Annotated in this window: 18 protein-coding genes; 12 read left to right on the top strand and 6 right to left on the bottom strand. The window is 42.2% G+C overall.

Annotation, left to right across the window (positions count from 1 at the left end; translation table 11 throughout):
- Window positions 1-8 precede the first annotated feature (8 nt).
- From PMEL_RS00135 to PMEL_RS00115, 5 genes are all read right to left on the bottom strand, one after another.
- Window positions 9-2,033 (bottom strand): Por secretion system protein, encoded by a 2,025-nt coding sequence (locus PMEL_RS00135; protein WP_120173444.1) that lies wholly within the window; start codon window positions 2,031-2,033, stop codon window positions 9-11.
- Window positions 2,030-3,004: a glycosyltransferase family 2 protein gene (locus PMEL_RS00130; protein WP_120173443.1), complete on the bottom strand. Its 975-nt coding sequence runs from the start codon at window positions 3,002-3,004 to the stop codon at window positions 2,030-2,032. The genes PMEL_RS00135 and PMEL_RS00130 overlap by 4 nt, the downstream gene beginning before the upstream one ends.
- A 334-nt stretch (window positions 3,005-3,338) precedes the next feature.
- Window positions 3,339-3,923, bottom strand: a complete 585-nt coding sequence (locus tag PMEL_RS00125; RefSeq protein ID WP_120173442.1) for a non-canonical purine NTP diphosphatase — start codon at window positions 3,921-3,923, stop codon at window positions 3,339-3,341.
- A gap of 168 nt (window positions 3,924-4,091) precedes the next feature.
- The gene (locus PMEL_RS00120) at window positions 4,092-5,078 is read right to left on the bottom strand and encodes a YitT family protein (protein ID WP_120173441.1); all 987 of its coding nucleotides are present in this window, start codon (window positions 5,076-5,078) and stop codon (window positions 4,092-4,094) included.
- A 156-nt stretch (window positions 5,079-5,234) separates the two neighbouring features.
- Complete coding sequence (locus tag PMEL_RS00115) at window positions 5,235-8,141, bottom strand: leucine--tRNA ligase (RefSeq protein ID WP_120173440.1); 2,907 nt, start codon at window positions 8,139-8,141, stop codon at window positions 5,235-5,237.
- 591 nt (window positions 8,142-8,732) lie between these two features.
- Between PMEL_RS00115 and PMEL_RS00110 the strand changes: the two genes are divergently transcribed.
- From PMEL_RS00110 to PMEL_RS00065, 10 genes are all read left to right on the top strand, one after another.
- On the top strand, window positions 8,733-10,910 hold the full coding sequence (locus PMEL_RS00110) for an outer membrane beta-barrel family protein (RefSeq protein ID WP_231999378.1): 2,178 nt from the start codon (window positions 8,733-8,735) through the stop codon (window positions 10,908-10,910).
- Between the two features lie 548 nt (window positions 10,911-11,458).
- A complete protein-coding gene (locus PMEL_RS00105; protein WP_120173438.1) occupies window positions 11,459-12,106 on the top strand; it encodes a hypothetical protein in 648 nt (215 codons plus the stop codon).
- 45 nt (window positions 12,107-12,151) lie between these two features.
- Window positions 12,152-13,666 carry an RNA polymerase factor sigma-54 gene (gene rpoN, locus PMEL_RS00100; protein ID WP_120173437.1) on the top strand — a complete coding sequence of 505 codons (1,515 nt, stop codon included), beginning with the start codon at window positions 12,152-12,154 and terminating at the stop codon, window positions 13,664-13,666.
- A 40-nt stretch (window positions 13,667-13,706) separates the two neighbouring features.
- On the top strand, window positions 13,707-14,324 hold the full coding sequence (locus PMEL_RS00095) for a phosphatase PAP2 family protein (RefSeq protein ID WP_120173436.1): 618 nt from the start codon (window positions 13,707-13,709) through the stop codon (window positions 14,322-14,324).
- Between the two features lie 128 nt (window positions 14,325-14,452).
- Entirely contained in the window at window positions 14,453-14,959 is a 507-nt protein-coding gene (gene purE / locus PMEL_RS00090) for a 5-(carboxyamino)imidazole ribonucleotide mutase (RefSeq protein ID WP_120173435.1), read from the top strand.
- A gap of 167 nt (window positions 14,960-15,126) precedes the next feature.
- The gene (locus PMEL_RS00085; protein WP_120173434.1) at window positions 15,127-17,055 is read left to right on the top strand and encodes a 4-hydroxy-3-methylbut-2-en-1-yl diphosphate synthase; all 1,929 of its coding nucleotides are present in this window, start codon (window positions 15,127-15,129) and stop codon (window positions 17,053-17,055) included.
- A 461-nt stretch (window positions 17,056-17,516) separates the two neighbouring features.
- Window positions 17,517-18,575, top strand: a complete 1,059-nt coding sequence (locus PMEL_RS00080; RefSeq protein WP_120173433.1) for a sensor histidine kinase — start codon at window positions 17,517-17,519, stop codon at window positions 18,573-18,575.
- 129 nt (window positions 18,576-18,704) lie between these two features.
- The gene (locus PMEL_RS00075; RefSeq protein ID WP_120173432.1) at window positions 18,705-19,346 is read left to right on the top strand and encodes an NAD(P)H-binding protein; all 642 of its coding nucleotides are present in this window, start codon (window positions 18,705-18,707) and stop codon (window positions 19,344-19,346) included.
- Between the two features lie 41 nt (window positions 19,347-19,387).
- On the top strand, window positions 19,388-20,377 hold the full coding sequence (locus tag PMEL_RS00070) for an aminodeoxychorismate synthase component I (protein WP_120173431.1): 990 nt from the start codon (window positions 19,388-19,390) through the stop codon (window positions 20,375-20,377).
- Window positions 20,361-20,954: an aminotransferase class IV gene (locus PMEL_RS00065; protein ID WP_120173430.1), complete on the top strand. Its 594-nt coding sequence runs from the start codon at window positions 20,361-20,363 to the stop codon at window positions 20,952-20,954. Before PMEL_RS00070 ends, PMEL_RS00065 begins: the two co-directional genes overlap by 17 nt.
- A gap of 162 nt (window positions 20,955-21,116) precedes the next feature.
- On the opposite strand, the gene PMEL_RS00060 is transcribed toward PMEL_RS00065, so the two are convergent.
- Window positions 21,117-22,442 carry a reverse transcriptase family protein gene (locus PMEL_RS00060; protein WP_120173429.1) on the bottom strand — a complete coding sequence of 442 codons (1,326 nt, stop codon included), beginning with the start codon at window positions 22,440-22,442 and terminating at the stop codon, window positions 21,117-21,119.
- Window positions 22,443-22,885: 443 nt separating this feature from the next.
- On the opposite strand from PMEL_RS00060, the gene PMEL_RS00055 reads away from it, so the two are divergent.
- On the top strand, window positions 22,886-23,380 hold the full coding sequence (locus PMEL_RS00055; protein WP_120173428.1) for an RNA polymerase sigma factor: 495 nt from the start codon (window positions 22,886-22,888) through the stop codon (window positions 23,378-23,380).
- 120 nt (window positions 23,381-23,500) lie between these two features.
- Window positions 23,501-24,124 (top strand): hypothetical protein, encoded by a 624-nt coding sequence (locus PMEL_RS00050; RefSeq protein WP_120174580.1) that lies wholly within the window; start codon window positions 23,501-23,503, stop codon window positions 24,122-24,124.
- The last annotated feature ends 61 nt before the right edge of the window (window positions 24,125-24,185 follow it).

Below are 24,185 nucleotides of genomic sequence, written 5' to 3'. Positions count from 1 at the left end.
AGCCTCTATTAATTAACCACTGCAACCTTACAAACAGTGCCATTATCACCGTTTTCGTCAGCCGTCTGCACCATATAAACACCCGATGCAACACGTTTTCCGTTCTTATCCTTGCCATCCCAGACGAAAGAACCTCCATTACTGGTACCTTCAGCAACGAGAACTCCATTCGTTGTTACAATCTTCACGTCTACATTCATAGACAAACCAACAATTGTAATAGGCCCAGTATAACCCGGTTTTACTGGGTTTGGATAGGCGTATGTAGTCTCATCATCTGGCGAATCTACGGCCTTTGTGGCATCACTCATATATGAACAGAGACCATTGTCAGTAGCAAAGAACACCTCACCAGTCATATCATTGATAGAAATAGACTGAATATTGTTAGATAACAAATGACTGTTAGTAGTGGTAAAGTGCTGCAACTGTGTCATATTATCCGCACTAATGAGGTAGACACCATTGCCCTTTGTACCAAACCACTTGCGTCCTCCGCCATCAATCGCTATAGCAGTAATATCAAGACCAGCGAGAAGATAGTCTGCAAGATTAGTCCCATCGTTACGCGGAACCTTAACTTGTACAAAGCGATAGTTCTCCTGTTCGTTCATTTGAGAGCGTTGAAGGAGCATCGGACCAGCCGTTGTTCCCACCCAAATATTGTGGTCTAAGTCCTCTGCCCAGCAGTGAACAGCGGTAATATCTACGTTCGATCCATCCTCATTAACAAAGCGGGTATAGGCGTTAAGTTTATCATTCTTAGGGTCATAAGAGAACAATCCCGGCTGAATCCAGTGATCATTGCAGAACCAAAGAAGGTTACGACTATCCAAGCGCATCTGTGACAAGCCTGAGAGTCCTACACCATCTTTCATCAGTTCTGGCTTACTGAAGGATGCCATCTGCCCATCTTTCGACACACGGATAAGGTTTTCTTTCTTCGTTTGGTTATTGAGTACCCATAGATTACCTTCTCTATCGTAAGCCAATCCATAGATAAGCACATAATCATTTCCAAGTTCTCTGCCATCGTCCATAGCTCCTTGTAGAATACTATTATCCTTATTGTAGAAGGCTACCATCTTACCAGACATGAACTCATATAGTCCTGTTCGCGCTCCAACATACACATGATTACTATTGCGAGGGTCTATTGCTACCGCCTTTGTTCCTATATAAGAATAACCCGTACGAGTAGAGAAGTCGTCTTCGAAGAAGCTCCAATCATCACCCTGTAACACCTGTACAATGCCCGGATTCTCCCAGTTATTAACGATCGGATTGAAGTTTCCTCCGGTACCATAAAGACGGTTATTAAGGAAGGTAGTCCATACAAAAGTGTTGCGCTTTGGACCACCAGGATTGAGTGTTTTAGCCTGTGCCAATAGAGTTGCATCAGCTGTTCTTGGACGCTCTACATAAGTTCCAACGCTCGTCCAATTGTTTCTATCAAGGAGATTAGCAGACAACGCAGCACGATATAACCCGTTACTTTGACTGGCAGCATAGATATAACCGCTCTCAATATAGCTGTAATTAACTGGGAAAGAAAGGTTATAACTATCACTTATTTCTGCTTTAGCAACATTGAGTTTGACAAGTCCAAAACCCGTAGAGAGATAACAATAGACGCCAGACATATCAATACCGTTGACGGTTTTGTCTGCCATTGTTGTCTTTAAATAGTAATCTGGTACATTTGTAACATTACCTCTATCGTCTAATAGGTCGATATTATTATTCGAATAGAGGATAACCAACCGACGAGCTGTCTTATTCCATGCGATAAAACGGATATCCGAATCGCTCAAACCATTGACATTGTCGTAGGTCTTTATGCTCTGGTCGTTCTTATTATAGGTATAAAGGCTATTGGAAGCAAGCACATACAACTTGTTACCTCCTTCTTCAACCCATTGTACATTATTGTAAGAAAGATAGTTTTTCCATGTTCCTACACCGCCAGCAAGGGCAGTTACAACAAGAGAAAAGAATAGAATAAGCGATAGGAAATATCTTTTTATTGTCATATAGCGTTCTTTGTGTAATGTAAATAATACAACAGTTTATAGATATTAAACCAAAAAACGTTCGGTTTATTGCCTAAGAGGCAATTCTTTATAGGCTCATTAAATAGCTTATAAGCTGTTACAAAAAGTGGAGAGAGGTGTAAACGCTCAATCTGTTCGGCTTTGTCAAGCAAACGAGAGTAGCCTTTCAGCTCCTTTCTGAAGGTAAATAGCGTGCGCAAAGCTTCTTCTGTCTTAGCGAGATAGCTTGCGTTATCCTCGAAATCACAGAAGAGTACGGGATTTTCTATATGCTTTATTACTACTTGTTGCTGCTGGAACCGTTTGCCTAAGAGTACATCTTCATAACCATAATGGCTAATCTTCTCATCGTAAGGCTGCTCACCTAAGACCGAACGGCGTACGAATAGATTTGTTGCTAAATGCTGATAAGGATGTCGCTGACGACTCTCAATGGTATTAATTGCCTCGCATTGCCGCTCATAACGGTATCTAAGGTTGCCTTTCCATTGGTCAGGATTACCTCCAATGGCTATTCCGCCCACTACAACATCTCCCTCTGTCTGCAGATAGTTGCGAATGAAGGAAGGGTTATCCAACGACAAATCGCCATCAATAAAGAGCAGCCTATCACCCTTAGCCTGCGATACAAGGAAGTTACGAATAGCCGAGCGGCCTACGTTCTTTTCCCTGATAATATAGTAGACATGGGGTAGTTTCGCTATTGCTCGGTTCTCTTCTACAAGGCTGTGCCTCGTAGCACGGGACCTAACAGCAGCGGAAGAGCAGGGGAGGAGAGGGCTGGCAGCTATGCTATCAGGGGGTGATAACACACTATCGGAACTTGACAAAGAGCCATCATCAGCTACAATAATCTCAAATTCAGTACCACATTCCACGCACTGTCGCTGTAACTCTGTCACCAAAGCTACACAATTACAGTTGTAAACAGGAAGAAGAATAGACAACATAGCAGATATTAAATAGTTATATTCCTAATGTCAAATAAACAACATATAGGCTACTTAGCCTCGAATCGGGGCTTGTCGAGCTAACAAAAGCCGCCCTTTTCAGCTGTTATATCAGCCTATAAGCAGAATAAAGAAACAGCCTTCCTCAAATTATTTTCATGAAAAGAAATTCTTTTTATCGTGAAAAAAAATATTTTTCTTCATGAAAAGAAATATTTCTTTTCATGAAAATAATTCGGAAAAGGATATTTATCGAAGTCTAAAAGGAGGCTTTAACGGTTTTACTTTATTACCTCTTTTTCTATTAAAAGGCTCCTTTAGCCTTTTTAATCTTTTATCCTTTCAGCCTTCCTAAGTATTCCGCCAACTTCTTCACAGCCCTTGCACGATGGGATATCTGGTTCTTTATTTCCTCACCCAACTCTGCAAAGCTCTTGTCATAACCCTCTGGAATAAAGATAGGGTCGTATCCAAAGCCCTCAGTACCATGCTTCTCGGTAGCGATTCTACCCTCTACCTTACCCTCAAACTGATGTTCAACACCATCAATAATAAGAGAGATAACTGTGCGGAAACACGCCTTACGATTGTCCTTACCTTCTAAGTTTACCAATAGCTTACGCATATTCGCCTCGCTATCGTGGTCGGTTCCTTCTGCATAACGAGCTGAACGCACACCGGGTTCACCACCGAGTGCCTCCACCTCAAGTCCTGTATCGTCAGCAAAACAGTTCTGACCATAGTGTTCAACGACATAAGTAGACTTCTGACGCGCATTCTCCTCCAATGTTGCCCCAGTTTCAGGGATATCCTCATGACAACCAATCTCAGCCAAAGAAACGATTTCAAAGTCCTTTCCAAGGATGTCCTTAATCTCTTCGAGCTTATGTTTATTATTTGTAGCGAATACTATTTTCATTTCTATAAAACGTTTTTTGAATGCTAAAAGAGCTATAATTGAAAGTTCCAAGTCTTACTCTAACAACAAGAACGCACGCCTCGTATGTCCTTAAAAGCTTATCGCCAGTGGGCACACGAGCCGTGCGTCCCTGCTAATTAGCGACTGGAACACAGCTCTTCAGCATCTTTATTTCTGTTCATTCGCAGGCTTTTTCATGGCTTCAGCCAACTTCTTTTCCTGCTTTTTCATTTCCTTTTTAGCTTTAATCTTTATCTGATCGAAGCCTTCACCATAGACACCAATCACTGAACTCTGGCTTACAAAGGCTGTTGGGTCAACCATCTTAATGATACGGAAGATAGTCTTACTCTCGTTACGCTTTGCCAACAAGCAGATAACCTTCATATCATTACCAGTATACCAGCCGTGTCCGTCAAGGATAGTTAGTGCATGCTCGGTCTCTTCAACAATGGCATTGGCTATTTCCTCATGTTTCCAAGAGAAGATCATGAACTGTACTGACTCGCGCCTCATATTCATCACGTGATCTAACATAAAACACTCGATGAACATCGTACAGTAACCAAAGACCATCTTATGCAAGCGTTCCATGACATCACCAAACTGAGGGAAGAATAAACAGCTACCCACAATCAAGATATCAACACCCATTAAGACCTGTCCTAACGAGATATCATGATACTTATTGACACAGGCAGCAATGATATCCGTACCACCCGTACTTCCATTATTAAGGAAGACGATAGCCAATCCCGTACCTGTAAGGCTACAACCAATAATCAATGACATAAAAGCTTGGTCTTCACCGAGCATCTTCACCATGTGTCCTGCAGCATCCTTAGGCATCAGATCCTGCGCAAAAATCAATAGGAAATAAAGGGCAAAGATAGCATAGATGGTCTTCATCAGGAACTTAAAGCCCAATATCTTCAAAGCAACTATCAACAACGAAATGTTGATAATCATGTAAGTATTCTCAATCTTAAAACCTGTAGCATAGTAGATTACGGCAGACATACCCGTCACTCCACCCGTAACAATCTCATAAGGCATTAGAAATACAGTGAAGGCAGCAGCATAAAGAATTAAGCCAACGGTCAAGAAAAAGTAATCTTTGGCTTCGGATCGGATGAGTTGTTGATTAATGGTCATAGGCTCTTAGAATGGTTAAGATGAAGAGGCGGTATCGAAACACGGCTGAAGCGGATACTTGCATACGGACTTCATTTCCGTTAGAGATTACTGCTGTTGAAGAAACGGACTTACAACCCTATTTCCATACAGCCTCTTCTGTGGTTTATTGAATAGTTATTTGCAAACGATGTTGATAATCTTCTTCGGTACAACGATAATCTTTACGATTGTTTTACCGTCGATATAGTGTTGGCTTCGTTCGTCTTCTAATGCGCACTTCTCGATGTCTTCCTTCGTTGCATCAGCTGGGAAGGTCATCTGGAAACGTGCCTTACCATTGAAAGACACTGTCAGCTGAACCTCATTCTCTACGAGATAAGACTCATCCCATTCAGGCCATTCAACATCGAAGACACTCTTTGTCTCACCCCCCAACTGCTCCCACAACTCTTCAGCCATGTGAGGTGCGAATGGAGCGATGACAATTACCATCTTCTTCAACAGTTCACGATTAGCACACTTCTGCTGTCCAAGCTCGTTAACGCAAATCATAAACGCTGAAACAGCTGTGTTATAAGAGAACTGCTCAATGTCGCCAGTTACCTTCTTGATAAGCTTGTGAACGCTCTTTAATGAATCCTTTGAAGGCTCATCATCAGTGAGTTCCTGCTGATAAAGCTTCCAGAACTTCTTCAAGAAACGGAAACAACCATCGATACCGTTCGTATCCCAAGGCTTACTTGCCTCTACAGGACCCAAGAACATTTCGTAAAGACGGAGGGTATCTGCGCCATACTGCTCAACTATCACATCTGGATTGACAACGTTGAACATTGATTTTGACATCTTCTCTACCGCCCAACCACACTTGTAAATGGCGGATGTTGGGTGTTGGGTATTGATGAGTTCTGATGATGATGTACCATCTTCGAAGATGAATTCAGCATTGTTATATTCTGGACGCCATGCTTTGAAAGCCTCAACATCGAGTACATCAGCGTGAACAATGTTCACATCAACGTGGATAGGAGTAGTTTCATACTTGTCTTTCTGGCCCAAGCTGACAAATACTGGTGCCTTTGAGTGGTCGTCAGAGTTGATACGATAAACGAAGTTAGAGCGTCCTTGAATCATTCCTTGGTTCACCAACTTCTCGTATGGTTCCTCTTTACAGCTAATACCAATATCAAAGAGGAACTTATTCCAGAAACGACTGTAAATCAAGTGACCTGTTGCATGCTCGGTACCACCGACATAAAGGTCTACATTCTGCCAATACTCGTCTGCCTTTTTGCCCACAAGTGCCTCGTCATTGTGTGGATCCATGTAACGAAGATAGTATGCTGAGCTACCAGCAAAGCCCGGCATTGTATTCAACTCCAATGGGAATACCGTCTTATCATCAACCAATGACTTCTCAACAACCTTACGTTCAGCTTCGTTCCAAGCCCAAACCTTCGCACGACCCAATGGTGGTTCACCGCTTTCTGTTGGTTCATACTTGTCGATTTCAGGCAATTCAAGTGGCAAACACTCCTCTGGTATCATGTAAGGCATTCCCTGCTTGTAATAGACTGGGAATGGTTCTCCCCAATAACGCTGGCGTGAGAAGATAGCATCACGCAAACGATAGTTAACCTTCACACGACCGATACCCTTCTCAGTAACAAACTGCTTTGTCTTCGCAATAGCCTCCTTAACCGTAAGACCATTGAGAGAGAAACCGTCCATGCTTTCTTTTCCTGCAGCAGGAGAGTTCGTTACGATTCCTTCCTTTGCATCAAAGCTCTCTTCAGAGACGTCAGCATCCTCAATCAATGGGATGATTGGGAGGTTGAAATGCTTTGCAAAAGCATAGTCACGACTGTCGTGAGCAGGCACAGCCATAATTGCTCCTGTTCCATATCCAGCTAAAACGTACTCTGAAATCCAAATAGGAATCTGCTCGCCAGTGAATGGATTGATACCGTATGAGCCTGAGAAGACACCTGTCACCTTACGGTCAGACATACGCTCTAACTCTGTGCGCTTCTTTACATACGCCAAATACTCCTCTACCTCAGCCTTCTGAGCCTCTGAAGTGAGTTCTGCAACGAGTTCTGACTCTGGTGCCAATACCATGAAGCTAACACCGAACATGGTATCAGCACGCGTGGTAAAGATAGTGAACTTACCCTCTTTCTGACCTCCACCTGCTACTGGAGTCTGATATTTGAATTCAACTTCTGTACCCTCAGAACGGCCAATCCAGTTCTTCTGTGTTTCCTTAATTGAGTCAGACCAGTTGACAGTCTCCAATCCATCAAGCAATCGCTGTGAATAGGCAGACACACGAAGACACCACTGCTTCATCAACTTCTGTACGACTGGATAGCCTCCACGCTCGCTCACACCATTGACAACCTCGTCATTGGCAAGCACAGTTCCGAGTCCCGGACACCAGTTTACCATTGTCTCACCGAGGTAAGCAATACGATAGTTCATCAACTTCTCCTGCTGTTCCTGCTCGTCCATGCTCGACCAGTCACGTGCTGAGAAAATCAGTTCCTCGCTCTGTGCGACATTAAGGTTCAGTGTTCCTTCTTCCTCAAAGTGGCGAACAAGGTCCTTGATAGGCATTGCCTTCTGTTCTGTATAGTCATAATAAGACTCGAACATACGCTCGAAAGCCCACTGTGTCCAGTGATAATAACGTGGGTCACAGGTGCGTACCTCACGATCCCAGTCGAAACTGAAACCTATCTTATCCAACTGCTCACGATAACGAGCTATGTTCGTGTCGGTTGTCAGCTGTGGATGCTGACCCGTCTGAATGGCATACTGCTCAGCAGGAAGTCCATAAGCATCATATCCCATAGGGTTCAACACATTGAAACCCTTTAGTCGCTTATAGCGTGCATAGATGTCACTTGCAATGTAACCCAATGGATGTCCAACGTGCAATCCAGCTCCTGATGGATAAGGGAACATATTAAGCACATAGAACTTCTGCTTGTTCTCGTCTTCAACAACTTTGTAGGTCTTATTCTCAACCCACTTCTGTTGCCATTTCTTCTCAATGTCTATGAAGTTGTATTCCATTCTTATTTCTATTATAACTAATGTGCAAATTTACAAAAAGTTTCCGTAAAACACTTCGTTTCGATGGGAATTATAGAACGAAAAAATATAATATTCTTTGTTTACTTAGGGTAGAATAAGCTCTTTATAACAATAAACTGCTCTTATCTTAACAGTATATTACATAACTTTCACTCCTCCGCACCATGCGTGCGAAGCGTTCGCACCATTGGTGCGGAGCCTTAACACCACTTGTGCTAAGCCTTAACACGTCAGTAGTTAAGGGTAGGAATAGGGGGATTTGATGTTACATTAAACCATTGGTAAGGTTCTATTGATAAATAGGTATAGACAAAATCTTATCAAACCACTATTAATCAACCTATTAAAAGGAGGGTTCATTCCGTTTGACAATCTGCTTTTTTACCGAACACTGTGTGCTTTTCTGCATTGTAATCTTCTTGCATATTAATAGAGAAAAAGCACTAAAAAGGATTAAACTACGGGACATAAGGACAAGAATGTAAAAATACTTTTGAAACGAATTGGAACTTATTAAGAAAAAACATATCTTTGTATCATATTGACAACTATAAACTTAACACTTTGACTATGTACAATAAATTGATACTATTACTCACTGCCTGCCTCTCAACAACAGCCCTGCCAGCCCAGAACACAACCAAAACGGACTCCGCCAAGACACAGAAGTTGGAGGAAGTCGTCGTAGCACAAAGGCGCCAGCTTATCAAGAATGATATTGACAAGCTAACGTATGACGTACAGCATGACAAGACTGCCCAGACGAAGACGACCTTAGAAATACTCAAGAAAATACCCCTTGTCACCGTTGACGGACAGGAAAATATCAGAGTTCAAGGCTCTACAAGTTTTAAGGTGTATAGGAACGGACATCCTGACCCAAGTCTTTCAGGGCAGAATCTTAAGGATATTCTCAAGGCAATACCTGCTTCTACCATCAAAAGGATTGAGGTTATCACCGACCCCGGTGCCAAGTATGATGCTGAAGGCACCACGGCTATCCTTAACATCGTCATGATGAGCAATACTAAACTACAAGGAGTATCAGGCAATGTGAACTCTGATGTAGATACTCATGGCTCTACAAGGCTTGGTACTTATCTAACAACAAAGGTGGGAAAGCTCACGACAACCGTCAATTATAACTACATGAACCAAAGCAGAAAACGAACAGAAAACAATAGAGAGGAGGTCTACGACTACGTAAAGACAGGCGAACAAAAACGTGAATATGGGACTAACAGCACTGCAGCAACAATACATTTCGGTAATATCAGTGCCAGTTACGAGATTGACTCACTCAACTTGCTGACCGCATCGACCAATTTTCTTGGCTATAAAGTTGATGCCAACACACAAAGCACGAATGAACGATGGGACAAGAACAGCCAGTTGATTTACAAATTCGACAATAATATGACTACTCCGGGCTACTCTCATCTTAATATTGGAGGACGTTTGGATTATCAACATAAGACTCATTTAGATGGAGAAATCCTGACGTTTTCTTATATGTTGGCAGCTACACGCCAACACACCATCTTCCGTCAGATGTATAACAACATGGTTAACTTCCCTGTCAGCTATACAAGTTACGACCAGAACACCCGTGAACGCTTCACAGAACATACTTTCCAGATTGACTATGTACGCCCCTTTGGAAAGCACCATAAGTTAGAAAGCGGAACAAAATATATCCTTCGTAACAACAACAGTACGTCATTAATGGACTATCAAGGGACTACCCCTGACATGGAAAGCAAATTTAAGCATAACGCACAAGTGGCTGCTGCCTACCTCTCATATATCTTCACCGCTGGCAAATGGGCTGCTCGTGCAGGATTGAGATACGAGTTTACTCGCATGAAAGCATCCTATCCCGATGGTAGTAACCCTGATTACCATGCTAATCTCAATGACTGGGTACCATCAGCAAGCCTACAATACAAGATTAGTGATGGACAGACACTGAAATTTAGCTATAATACCAGCATCAACAGACCCGGCATCGGCTATCTCAATCCAGCCATCATTAGCACACCAACGGCAGTCTCTTTCGGTAATGCAAACTTAGGAAGCAGTCGCAACCAAGCGTTACAACTTGCGTATATGTTGGTTACTTCAAAACTTACTTTGCAGTTAAGTCCCTATTATTCATTTACCAACAATGGTATCACTAACATCATTTATGAACAGAATCGTAAAGATGTTTCTACTTATCAGAACGTACTGAAGAGTAAAGTGTTCGGTATTTCATCTTACACAGAATGGACTCCTTTCACCGGAACATCGTTTACACTCAACGCTAACATTCGTTATGCCCGAATCACCTTACCCACACCTTACATCAAGAACAGCGGATGCGGTGGTGGTATCTACTTTAATTGGGAGCAGAAAATACCTTGGGAATTAACGTTGACAACCAGTATTGGAGGTGAATATGGCAACCGAGTTTATGATCCGTATGCCATTGAGGGGCATTGGTTCTACTATGATTTCACCTTGACACGTCGCTTTTTTAAAGACAAGCTAACAGTATCTTTATCAGCCAATTCGCCTTTCAGCAAAGAAAGATCAAGTACTTATCGTATCGTTCGAGGCGATTATACTGGTTATGAACGCTCCGTTATGTACCCTCGATACTTTAACATCGGATTTTCGTGGAGCTTTGGTAAGTTAAAAGCAAGTGTCAAGAATGCTGAACGAAGCATTAAAAATGATGACTTAGTGGGTGGAGAAAAGAAGTAGAAACAGGTCGTTAGGACTGTATAACATACGTTATTTGGCTTGATGAATGTCGTTAATTTAAGTCCCAATAATGGTTTTTAATCACCCATTTTAGCATAGAAAATCATTAGATAGACCCTCTTTTAGGGATCAAGATACTTATCAAAAGCGAATTATTTTCATGAAGAAAAATATTTATTTACGTGAAAAGAAATATTTTTTTACGTGAAGAAAAATATTTTTCTTCATGAAAATAATTTGAAAACAAGTAACTATAGGTAGGCTCACAAGGGGAAATTAGGAAATAAAACGGCAACTTAACATACCTGTTTTATGCCCAATTTAAATCGTATTTATACCTATAAACAAATAGGCTTAGGATAACTTATTTGCCACAAACAACTTGTCAACTCGTTTACCCATTAACTCGTTAACTTTCTGTCACTTTCTTTTGCCATTATAATAAAAAAGGAGTATCTTTGCGAAAGACAAATATAGATACCCTTTAGACAAGTATTTCTCCTCTTCTCCACTAAAAGACGAGGAGCAAGAGTGGATATTTTACGCTTATGGCAACACATCCTTTATGGTCTGATGACTATTGGCTACTACTCCTACAGCTTTACCTAAAAAAGCCAGAGGGAATGAAACCGATGTATTCACGTGCATTGGTAGACCTCAGTTTGGAACTACACATACCACCAAAGAACCTTTATGAACAGCTTTTTAAGTTGCGACATCGTGATATGCCCATCATTAATCTGATTTGGGAGACGTATGGAGAGAACACAAGAAAGCTCAACAAAGACGTAAAGAAACTGCGTTCGATGAAGGGGTTTGGGCAACCAAGGGAGTTCTATGATGGTGTGAAGGTGCGCGAAACCTTTGAACATGACTTCCTACCAGTGGAGGGCGTTACGGAGTTGAAGCCTTTTATGCTCATCATGATTCTCGATCTCTATTTCCGTCTCACTCCTATTACGATGGTAGCGGAGACACCTGAGGTGATAGACCTTGCTAAGCTGATGAAGATAAAGCCGCAAATGGTTGTAGAGGTGATGGATGTGTTCCAATTCTGCGACCCCTATCTGAACCGTGATGACCTCATGATATCGCCCTTATTAATGCCATGTCAGGAGGTATGGAACCGCTATGGAAATGATAACCCAGAGAAACTTTCTGCCTTAGCAGCACAATTAAAGGAATATTTCACTTGATTATACTTGTTTTTTAGTACTTTTGTAGCACAATTCAGGTAAACAATGGCACAGGAACAAGTACAAATTCAGACCCAGAAACAACAACAGGTGCAGCGTCTCTCACAACAGCAGATGCTGCAAGTAAAGTTGTTGGAGATGCCACTGACAGAATTAGAGGAAAGTGTCAATGCCGAACTCGACGATAATCCTGCCTTAGAAGCAGGCGGAGAAGAGACTGATAGCATTGATAACAACGATACTGTAGAGCATTCAGAAGACGATGATTTCGACACACTTCAGGAACGAGAAGAGCGACAAGATGCGCTCGACTCGGCATTAGAGCGTATGCGTTCGGATGATGATCTTCCTACATACGATTCAAGACAGCAACGAAATAATGCTGAATATGAGGAGATTGTGTATGGAGACACAACTTCTTTCATCGATAAACTCAATGAGCAGGTGGGCGAAAGAGAGCTTACCGAGCGTCAGAAGAGTATCTTGGAATATCTTATCGGTAGTCTTGATGATGACGGACTATTACGAAAAGACCTCGATAGTATCAGCGATGAGTTGGCTATCTACTATGGGATAGACGCGTCTACTAAGGAATTAGAAGAGGTACTGAAGATTCTGCAGGACTTTGACCCAGCTGGTATCGGTGCAAGAAACTTGCAAGAATGTCTCTTGTTACAGATAGATCGTAAGGTTGAGAATGGTGAATGGGAGAAAGATAGTCATCTGTATAAATACATCTACAACATCCTTTCACATCATTTCGACGCTTTCAAAAAGAAGCATTGGGATAAGATTCAAAGCGCACTGTCGCTGTCTGACCTTCAAGTAGAGGCACTTCAGCGTGAGATTCGTAAGTTGAATCCAAAGCCGGGGTCGTCTATGGGTGAGACGCAAGGACGTAACCTGCAACAGATAACACCTGACTTTATCATCGACACAGAGGATGATGGTACGGTTACTTTCAGCTTAAACCACGGCAATCTACCAGAGTTGCACGTTTCGCAGGCCTTCAACGATATGATGGAGACCTACCGCAACAACAAAGCTAATATGAACCGACAGGAGAAAGAGGCGTTGCTTTATGCCAAAGAAAAGGTGGAAAAGGCGCAAGGATTTATTGAAGCGGTAAAGCAAAGACGTCATACATTACAGATGACGATGAAGGCTATCATTGATATTCAGCGGAAGTTCTTCCAAGATGGAGATGAGGCAGACCTCAAACCAATGATTCTTAAAGACATTGCCGACCGTACAGGCTTAGATATCTCTACCATATCACGAGTGAGCAACATCAAGTATGCACAGACACGTTGGGGTACATTCCCATTGCGTTTCTTCTTTACTGATAGCTACACAACGGAAGATGGCGAGGAAATGTCTACTCGTAAAATCAAGTTGGCACTCAAAGAAGTAATCGACAAAGAGGACAAGCGTAAGCCACTCAGTGATGATGCGCTTGCAAAGGTGATGAAAGAAAAGGGCTTCCCAATAGCCCGTCGCACCGTTGCCAAGTACCGTGAACAACTCGGATTGCCTGTGGCAAGACTGAGGAAGGAGTGATGTTGAGGGATGATGGGTGGTGAATGTTAGGTGTTAAAGTATGAACGAAAAGAATATTATATTAACAGCAAGGGTTGTGAGTATGGTTCTCACACCATTCTATTTACCCGTTGTGGGCATATTGGCTATCTTTACTTTTAGCTATCTTAGTATGTTCCCGTGGCAGGCGAAGCTGTCGTATGTCTTTTTGGTTTACGCTTTTACAGTGCTTATCCCTACCTTACTCATCCACCTTTATCGTCAGTACCACGGCTGGACACTGATTCAATTAGGGCAACGAGAGCGAAGAATGGTTCCTTACGTGATTTCTATTCTTTGCTACTTCACGTGCTTCTACATCATGAACATCCTACACCTGCCTCACATGCTGACATCAATACTCATGGTAGCATTGATTATTCAGATTCTTTGTGCTATCATTAACGTGTGGTGGAAGATATCAACACATACGGCAGCTATCGGTGGTGTGACAGGCTCTTTAATAGCTTTTTCACTGCTATTCAACTTCAATCCGATGTGGTGGCTTTGTATTACACTCATCGTTTCAGGCTTTGTAGGTAGCAGTAGAATGATTCTTAGACAACATTCATTAGAACAGGTGACATCGGGTTTCTTCTTAGGTATCATCTGTTCATTCATTACGATTATCGTTGTGTAGAATGACTAAGAATCGGTAAGACAACTGATTAGAAAAGAATAAACAGCAAACTGACAGAAAGTAATATCTGTCTACATAATATATAGTTACAAAATAAATAAAGAATAAACACTTAATACATTAAGAATATGAAGCCATTAGTTAGTATTATCATGGGTTCAACAAGCGATTTACCCGTAATGGAAAAAGCTTGTAAGTGGTTGGAAGAGCAAGAGATTCCCTTTGAAGTGAATGCACTCTCAGCTCATCGTACACCTGACGCAGTAGAGACTTTTGCCAAGGAAGCAAAAGGTCGTGGCGTAAAAGTTATCATTGCTGCAGCTGGTATGGCTGCTGCTTTGCCTGGAGTTATCGCCGCTTCAACATCACTTCCAGTCATTGGCGTGCCAATTAAGGGTATGCTCGATGGCCTTGATGCCTTACTTTCTATCGTTCAGATGCCTCCTGGCATTCCAGTTGCTACTGTTGGCGTTAATGGAGCACAGAATGCTGCCATCCTTGCAGCTGAGATGATAGCACTCGGTGATGAGTCTATTGCAAAGAAGATTGACAACTGGAAGGCTTCATTAGGCCAGAAAATAGAGAAGGCTAACAAGGAGTTAGCTGAGCTAAAGGATTATAAGTTTAAGTGCTAAGACCATCCCTAATTCCTTCAAAGGAAGGAGTAACGAAGGGAAGCCATTAGGATAAAGGTCGTTACCACTTATTACCTCTACTATAACCCCTCTCTCGGAGGGGCTTGGAGGAGGTTTTTCATCATCCCAAAAGGGCATTGAAAGACACCCCATTATCCAAATAGAACATGATAGATTTATTCAACTTTGAAAGAAGGAAAACCTCTGTCACCCATGTTGGTGCACTCAACATCGGTGGAGAGAACCCTGTACGCGTACAGTCAATGACAACTACTTCAACGGATGATACCGAAGGAAGTGTTGCACAAGCTAAGCGTATCATTGATGCTGGAGGAGAGCTTGTACGCCTTACAACGCAAGGTAAGCGTGAAGCTGAGAACTTAAAGAATATCAATGCACAACTTCGTGCAGATAATTATATGGCTCCGCTCTGTGCAGACGTTCACTTTAATGCGAACGTTGCAGACGTGGCTGCACTCTATGCAGAGAAAGTTCGTATCAATCCGGGTAACTATGTCGACCCTGCTCGTACGTTCAAAAAACTGGAGTATACCGATGAGGAATATGCGCAAGAGCTACAGAAGATTGAGGACAGACTGATTCCTTTCATCAATATATGTAAGGAGAACCACACCGCTGTACGTATTGGTGTCAACCATGGTAGCCTCTCTGACCGTATTCGTAACCGTTATGGCGATACACCAGAAGGTATTGTAGAGAGCTGTATGGAATTCCTCCGCATCTTCCGCAAGTACGACTTCCATGACATTGTCATCTCTATCAAATCCTCAAACACGGTTGTGATGGTTCGTTCCGTACGCCTTCTTGTGGCTGAGATGGACAAGGAAGGTATGCAGTATCCACTCCACCTCGGTGTTACTGAGGCGGGTGAAGGTGAAGACGGACGTATTAAGAGTGCCGTAGGTATTGGAGCTTTGCTTGCTGATGGCCTTGGTGACACTATCCGTGTGTCTCTGAGTGAAGAACCAGAGTGCGAGATTCCAGTGGCTAAACACCTTACATGGTATATCCGTCGACACGAGAAACATCTCCTCATCCCTGCAGAACAGTATGAAGGCTTTGACTATCTCCACCCTAACCGACGTGAGACAGTGGCTGCAGGGAATATCGGTGGCGAGAATGTTCCTGTTGTTATTGCTACTCGAAAGGCTGATCAAGCAACTGCCGAGGTGTCATCACCAGAGCTACCAAAGCCCGACTATATCTATGTACAGGGTGAATTGCCTGAGAAATTAGGTAAGAAACAGAAGTATATCCTTGATTATGACGCCTATATGGACCTTGCCAACAGTGGTAAGCAGTCCTTAGAGAACGTCTATCCTATCTTCCCTGTGACGGGAATGCCTTTCATCAGTGCAATAAACACTGATGTTAAGTTCCTCGTCTTGAAGTATGGTACACCTTCTGAGGAGTTCCTTGCTTGTCTGAAAGCACATCCAGAGGTGGTAGTGGTTTGTATGACAAGTCATCAGAACCGCCTCGGCGACCAGCGTGCATTGGCGCATCAATTGATGATAGCAGGGGTAAAGAACCCTATTATCTTTGCACAGATGTATCAGCATTCTGCAACTGATGAGAAGGAAGAAAGCAATAACAGCCAACAGGCAGAGACAACTACGGCTAAAGAGAAGTTCCAATTAGAGGCTGCAGCAGATATGGGTGCACTGATGATGGACGGACTCACCGATGGTATCTGGCTGATGAACCATGGCAACCTCTCACAAGAGGATGTTGAGCAAACTGCCTTCGGTATTCTTCAAGCAGGTCGCTTGCGTATGGTGAAGACAGAATACATCTCTTGTCCGGGCTGTGGTCGTACGCTCTATGACCTCCGCACGACAATTGCTCGTATCAAGGAAGCTACCAAGGGCATGAAAGGTCTGAAGGTAGGTATCATGGGCTGTATTGTAAACGGACCCGGTGAGATGGCTGATGCCGACTATGGATATGTAGGTGCAGGCCCAAAGAAGGTGAGTCTTTACCGCAAACAGGTATGCGTTGAGCATAATATACCTGAAGAAGAAGCGGTCGAGCGATTGCTTGCTTTGATTAAGGCAGATCAGAATAAGGCGTAAATCAGTGATTAGGACTTAATAGATGTAACTCAACATCGGTGTCTTTCGTTATCATCCCAACGGCAGGAATACCTCTTTTTTGTGGTATCCTACTGTGGTGTTAATACTCCGCACGCATGGTGTTCATGCTTAGCACCATACGTGCGGACCGTCAACACCAATGGTGCGGAGGGCTAACTCCTCTACAATAAACCATACTTTTGATAAGAGGAGAGGAGAGATTTGGGGCTTAATGATTAGGGGTAAATAGCAAATAGAGCTTAGATAATTAGGCATAAAAAGCCGATTAATCAGCTTGAAAGAATGTACCAATCAGGCTTATTTGCCTAACAAGCGAAACAATCTACCCTTATAAAGCCCTGATTTACCGATAATTACCTTGCTGTGTTAAAACAAGAAAAAGTAAAAATGTAGTATAGATTCTGCTTGCTTCTTTCCTTTTTAAAGACTATCTTTGCAACATGAAGGTATTGGAGGAAATAAAGAAGTATTGCCTGAGTCGCTATAACCTGTCCGTTCTTGGCGCACAGGTGGGCATTTATGCGCTCCTTGTATCTATCTGGTCATTGGTCATTATGCTACTTGAGCATGATGTCAAAGCCGCCAAGGAGTCCATGTGTGTCAATGCCTTCGTACTCTTCTTGCTGCTGATTGTCTTCATGGCAAACTTCTATCTGCTTGTTCCTTACCTCTTTGAGGCGAAAAGCAAGATAAAGCATTGGGCATTCTGGGTAATCAATCTGCTGTTTATCGTCCTTTGGAACCACCACATTTTCAGCATCTATAATGCCGATTTACCCAACGCACCTATACGAATAGGCTTCTATCAGTTTGGTGTGATGTGGATGATTCTCAACTATGCAATGGTCGTTGCGGCTATCTTTGTGCGTTACTATATCCGCCATAGTACGCTCAGAAGACAGCTTAGAGAGGAGAAACAGAAGATGACGGAAGCCGAATTGGCGTGGCTAAAGAACCAGCTAAACCCACACTTCCTCTTCAATACGCTCAACAACATAGCCTCACTCACCCAGACAAGTCCAAATAATGCCCAAAAGGCAATCGGTCAACTGTCTGAACTCCTACGCTATGCACTCTATGAGACACAGCCTAAGGAGGTGAGTTTGAATGGAGAAATTGCCTTTATCAAGAACTATATCAACCTAATGTCACTACGATCAGGCAGCAATGTAGAGATAAAGAGCCAATTCATCATCCACAACTCACAGTTGCTTATTGCGCCATTGGTATTCCTAACGCCTGTCGAGAATGCTTTTAAGCATGGTATAAGTGCCAATAAACCATCGTTTATTCACATATCTATCATAGAAGATAACGGTAAGATAGTCTTTCTCTGTGAGAATAGTAACTATCCAAAGACCGACACAGACAAGAGTGGAAAGGGTATTGGATTGGAGAATATGTACCGCCGTTTAGAGCTGATTTACCCTGATAGGTATCATATCGAACAGCGTATTACACCAGAGGTTTACCACCTTAAGATTATTATTAAGCCGTAATATAATAGTTATCATCACCCCCTAAAACCCAACATCACATAACATTAACACCCAACATTTAACACCCATCACCCCATCCCCACAAATCATCAACACCCAACATTTAACACCCAACACCCAATCCCCTCAATGAGAGCAATAATATTAGGAGCTACTGGCGCAATAGGTAAAGACCTTGTCCAAGAGCTTATCAATGATGATACTATCGAACAAATAGCTATCTTCGTCAGAAGAGACCCAGGCATAAACAACGAAAAGGTAACAACACATATCGTAGACTTCGACCAGTCGGATAAGTGGAGACTCTCCGTTCAAGGCGATGTCGTATTCTCTTGTATGGGAACAACACGTAAGGCAGCTGGCTCAAAGGAGAATCAATACAAGATAGATTATACCTATCAATACAACTTCGCTAAGATAGCAGCAGAGCAAGGTGTACCATCTTTCGTCCTGGTATCCTCTGCTATGGCTAATCCAAACGCTTATTTCTTCTATACAAGGATGAAAGGTGAATTAGAAGAAGCTATCAAACAGCTTCCTTTTCAGCATATCTCCATCCTTCGTCCGCCTGCTTTAATTCGCAAGAATACTACAAGAAGTTCTGAGAAACTGTCTGTTTCTATACTGCAATTCTTCAATCAAATAGGACTCTTACAGAGCCAACGACCTATGAAGACAGAAGTCGTTGCGCGTTGTATGGTTGAACTTGCAAAAACAGAGAAGTCAGGAGTATTTGAGCCAAAGGATATTTTCAAGATTGGAGAAAGATAAACAAAGAGACAAAACACCTCACCTGCTTGTAACAAAAGAATATGATACTATACGACCGTGAACGTGCCATTCAGCGGATGAACACGTTGGCTAAGGAAGGTAAAGACTTTATCTTTATCATCAATTATAAAGCTGATGGTGCATACATAGAGGAGTCTACGAATATTGACCCTCACGAATTGCTTTTTTCCTTCCCAAGTCTTTCTAATGTCCCTGAGGGCGAAAGCTACAGCAACGAGGCTGTGGAATGGTTTACCGAACCACCAACAAGAGAAGACTATGAGCCACGTATCAATCTTGTTAAGCAAAGAGAGCGTGAGGGAGATAGCTATTTAGCCAACCTCACGTGCAAGATTCCTGTTCGTACAAACCTCTCCCTGCACGATATCTTCATGCGTTCAAAAGCCTTATACCGCTGTTGGCTGAAAGAGAAGTTCGTTTGTTTCTCTCCAGAGATATTCGTTCGCATTAACAAAGAAGGACTTATCAGTTCCTTTCCAATGAAGGGAACGATTGATGCAACACGCCCTGACGCTGAAAAGGAACTGATGGAGAATAAGAAAGAAGCGGCTGAACACGCCACCATCGTCGACCTTATCCGCAATGACTTGAGTATGATTGCCGAGCAAGTGCAGGTGAAACGCTATCGTTATATCGACCATCTGACAACAAACAAAGGTGAAATCCTACAGACAAGTTCAGAGATTACAGGACAACTCCCTACAGACTATCGTGAGAATATCGGTACACTTCTCTTCCGTTTGCTCCCTGCTGGCTCCATTACAGGTGCCCCTAAGCCTCGTACAATAGAGATAATTGATGAGGCTGAGGGCTACGAAAGGGACTTTTATACGGGTGTGATGGGTTGTTATAGCAAAGGACAAGTAGACAGTGCCGTGATGATTCGCTTTATTGATCAGGATGATAAAGGACAGTTCCATTATAAGGCTGGAGGCGGTATTACGGCTCAAAGCAATAACGATGATGAATATAAAGAGGTGATTGAGAAGGTTTATGTGCCAATATATTGAAACGATAAGAGTGGTAGACGGCTGTATCTGCAACCTTGCATACCACGAAGAACGATTGAACCGCACTCGCAAAGAGATGTTAGGACTGACAGAACCGCTGCGTATAGCAGACATTTTGCAGTCTGTTAGCTTACCGATGGAATGCTCGAAGTTACGCTTTGTCTACGATAAAGGGGGCATCCACGACATCACTTGTACACCTTATATACGTAAGGAAATCAACTCCTTGCGCCTTGTCTACGACAATAACATCAGCTATCCTTATAAGAGTACTGACCGCTCTCAACTTAACGAACTAAAAAAACAGCAAGGTGACTGCGACGAAATACTTATTGTTCGTGACAATCACCTTACAGATACTTCCTATACCAACATTGCACTCTATGATGGAGAACAATGGTTTACACCCTCTACGCCACTCCTTTGCGGTACGATGCGCCAACGACTGCTCAACTGTGGACTAATTCAAGAGTGTGAAATCATGGTCTCTGATATTCCTAATTATCAGTATATAAGCCTCTTCAATGCTATGATTTCATTGGGAGAAGTTATACTACCAGTCGATAAGATTAAGTAAACAGCGAATTATTTTCATGAAAATAATTCTTTTTTTTCACGTAAATAAATATTTTTCTTCATGAAAATAAATATTTCTTTTCATGAAAATAATTCGCAAAAGGCAGTCATCTACATGACGAAAGATGAGAATTACGCTACTTATTAACTTACTTTTTACAGCTTACAGGAGTGATTTTAAAAACAATTTGATGAGTATAATAGCAAGCAATATAATCACCATCACTATAAAGTTAAGAATGCGTTTGCTCTTTTTTCTTGGGTCATAAGGGTCGCTGCTTGTAACTCCGAGCTGACGTGATGATGTGTTGTCATTTGGCAAAACGTCAGCACTTGTCATCCTATCTTCTGTTGAATTAGAAAGATACTTACCCATATAAGCCTTATATGCCACCTCTTTTATATCTCCCTTACTTCGTTGTTGCAAAGAAGTATAACGACTAACAAAACGCTGATAGAGTGGGTCATCGGCTCCACGCACCATCTTCATGTAGTTCAGTTTACCCCTTAGAACAGCATTAAGAGGTACACAATGCTGATGTCCCTTTGTCTTTCCATGCTGCTGCCTGTAGCTATTCCACGCAGCCTGACAGGCATCTTCATAGCCGTAACGCTCCCAGATATACAGCAAGGAACGGATTTCACGCACATAACGGCGGCTTACATTCACTTTCTCCGTTACCATCAAGCCCGTTACCTCCTGCCGTCTTCCACGACGTTGCAAGTGGGTTTTCTCTTCGTTCAGTCGGAAACCATAACGCTCAACGATAGTCTTTACCTGCTGTACAAGCTCTCCCTGTGGACGAAGAATATCTGTATCAGAACTGAAAGTGAGGTCATCAGCATAGCGGGTAAAGGTGATTCCTTGTGCAGTAGCTATGCTCGCAATCTCCTTATCCATCTCCCGACAAATAAAGTTCGATAGTGTTGGCGATGTTGCAAAGCCCTGTGCTAAAACTTCTTCATTGTTCTTTGTGCGCACAGTAGCCAGTCCTGAGACGAGTTTTGCAGCCAATGACGAGAAACCAAAAGGCTCTGCCATCAGACATTCAGCCACCTGCTGCCGTGTAATAGTGGGGAAGAAATCCTTTAAATCAAGGTTCAGAATATAACGTTTTCCCACATGTGGACGTGCATTATCAACCACAGAACGACCACAAACGAAGCCATACGCCCAAGGAGTAGGCTTATCATAGGTTTGAAGCACTAAATTCAATGCCTGTAAGATACCACGCAGAGCTCCTTTCGGAGCCGTTATCTCGCGATAGCCACCGTGCTTCTTACGAAGTCGGAAAGTCTTACAACGTCGTTGGACATTATTGGTATCAGCTAAAAAACTTAGTTGTTTACCACGAAAGTCAGAATAATACCAAGGTAACTTCAGCTCATTCAGCATCGCTGCAAGTTCCTGTGCATCTCTTAAATGGCGCAGTTTATTCTCAAAATCAACCTTTGTATATTCCTTTCCGTTTATTGTTCTGGTAGCCATAGTGCGTTTGTTTTAAACAAAAAAATAGGAACGCTGTAAGGGAATTACTTTTATCGTGAACCTTCGTTAACGATAATAACGATACTTCGTATCAAACTCCAGCGAATACGCCGGAAACTACTTCTAATTCTTTCAGACGTTCCTATCTTTGGCAAAGATAGATATTATAATTCAAACAGCAAAACTTTTCAACTATTAAATTATAGTTTTAAAATATTTGTTGAGCCTTGGTAAAACGGTTATAAATCATTAGGAATCAAGTAATCTAATATTTTGAATGATGAAAACAAGTCTGTCTTGTCTACTAATTAAAGCCTTAAAGGGCTTGTATTTATCCTTATAAAACAATACTTTTGTACACGATAAATAAAATATTTTATCTCTATCGTGTAGTTTTTCATTTACTACGTGCGTCTAATGGGCAAAATAAACCTTTAAACAAGATGGACAACCTACAGAATGAACAAGACTTCTCACGCATCGTGAGAGAACATAAAAGCACCATCTATACTGTGTGCTATATGTTCTCAAAGGATGAAGATGAGGTGAACGACCTCTTTCAAGAGGTGCTGATAAACCTTTGGAAGGGTCTGCAGAACTTCCGAGGAGAAAGCGATGTACGCACGTGGCTCTATCGCATCAGCCTCAATACCTGCATCTCTTGTGACCGAAAGAAGCGGAAACGGAAAACAATTCCACTCTCAATGGATATCAATCCTTTCACGGATAGTGATGAAGACAGCCGACAGATACAGCAACTTAATCGTCGTATCAGCCAGTTAGGGGCTTTTGACCGTGCTATAATCCTACTTTGGTTGGAAAATATGAGCTATGAAGAGATTGGCGAAATCGTCGGTATCAGTACGAAGAATGTCTCCGTAAGACTGTTTAGAATCAAGGAGAAACTTAAGAAAACAGGTGAAACAACAAAGGAGTAGGGGAGTAACCATTAAGGAATGGGATTAGTTTTATTGGTCTTATTAGCCCTATTAGGCCAATTGGCCCAATTAGCCCAATACCCTACAAAACTTAACAATCACATTAAAAAGAAAACTACAATGGAAACAAAGCATACAGAGTTTGAGGAAATGCGCCAGCAATTAGGCATCCTCAAGAATAAACTTGATAACCAAACACTTATCAACGATAAGCTTATCAGACAGTCAATGCTCAATAAGATGTCGTTTATGAAGAAGTACACATGGGTGTCATTCTTAGTGTTACTATTTATTTATTACGCTTACAATGAAGTTCGGATAATGTTTAACATGTCGTGGTGGTTCTACGGATTTACCGTACTCGTTATGACTTTCAGTGTTTGTTTCGATGCTTATATCAACCATGTTAATAAGAAGGAGTTCCTGAATGGCGACCTCATAGCGGCTTCCTTACAAATGCAAAGGATGAAGAAATTACGCAAAAAGTCCTTCTTATGTGGCACAATCATAATGATTATATGGACTCCTTGGTTCTTTATCGAGACATACTATGGGTCAGGTGCTGCGAAGGGAGGAGACCATACATCCATGTTCGATGGTATGCTGGTTGGCGGTGGAATAGGCTTAATCGTCGGAGTAGCCATCGGTATATGGTTATATCTTCGTATGCAACGCATTAACTCGGATATTATCAGCCAGATAGATGAACTGACAAAAGACACTAAAGACAGTCCAATGCTTTAGAAAGACAGGGTAAGGAAGACAGGGTAACAGAGTAAAGAAGACAAAGTAACAAGGGAACAGA

The sequence above is a fragment of the Prevotella melaninogenica genome (genome assembly GCF_003609775.1).
GTDB classification, from domain to species: domain Bacteria; phylum Bacteroidota; class Bacteroidia; order Bacteroidales; family Bacteroidaceae; genus Prevotella; species Prevotella melaninogenica_A.
This window is presented reverse-complemented; position numbering and strand designations above follow the sequence as displayed.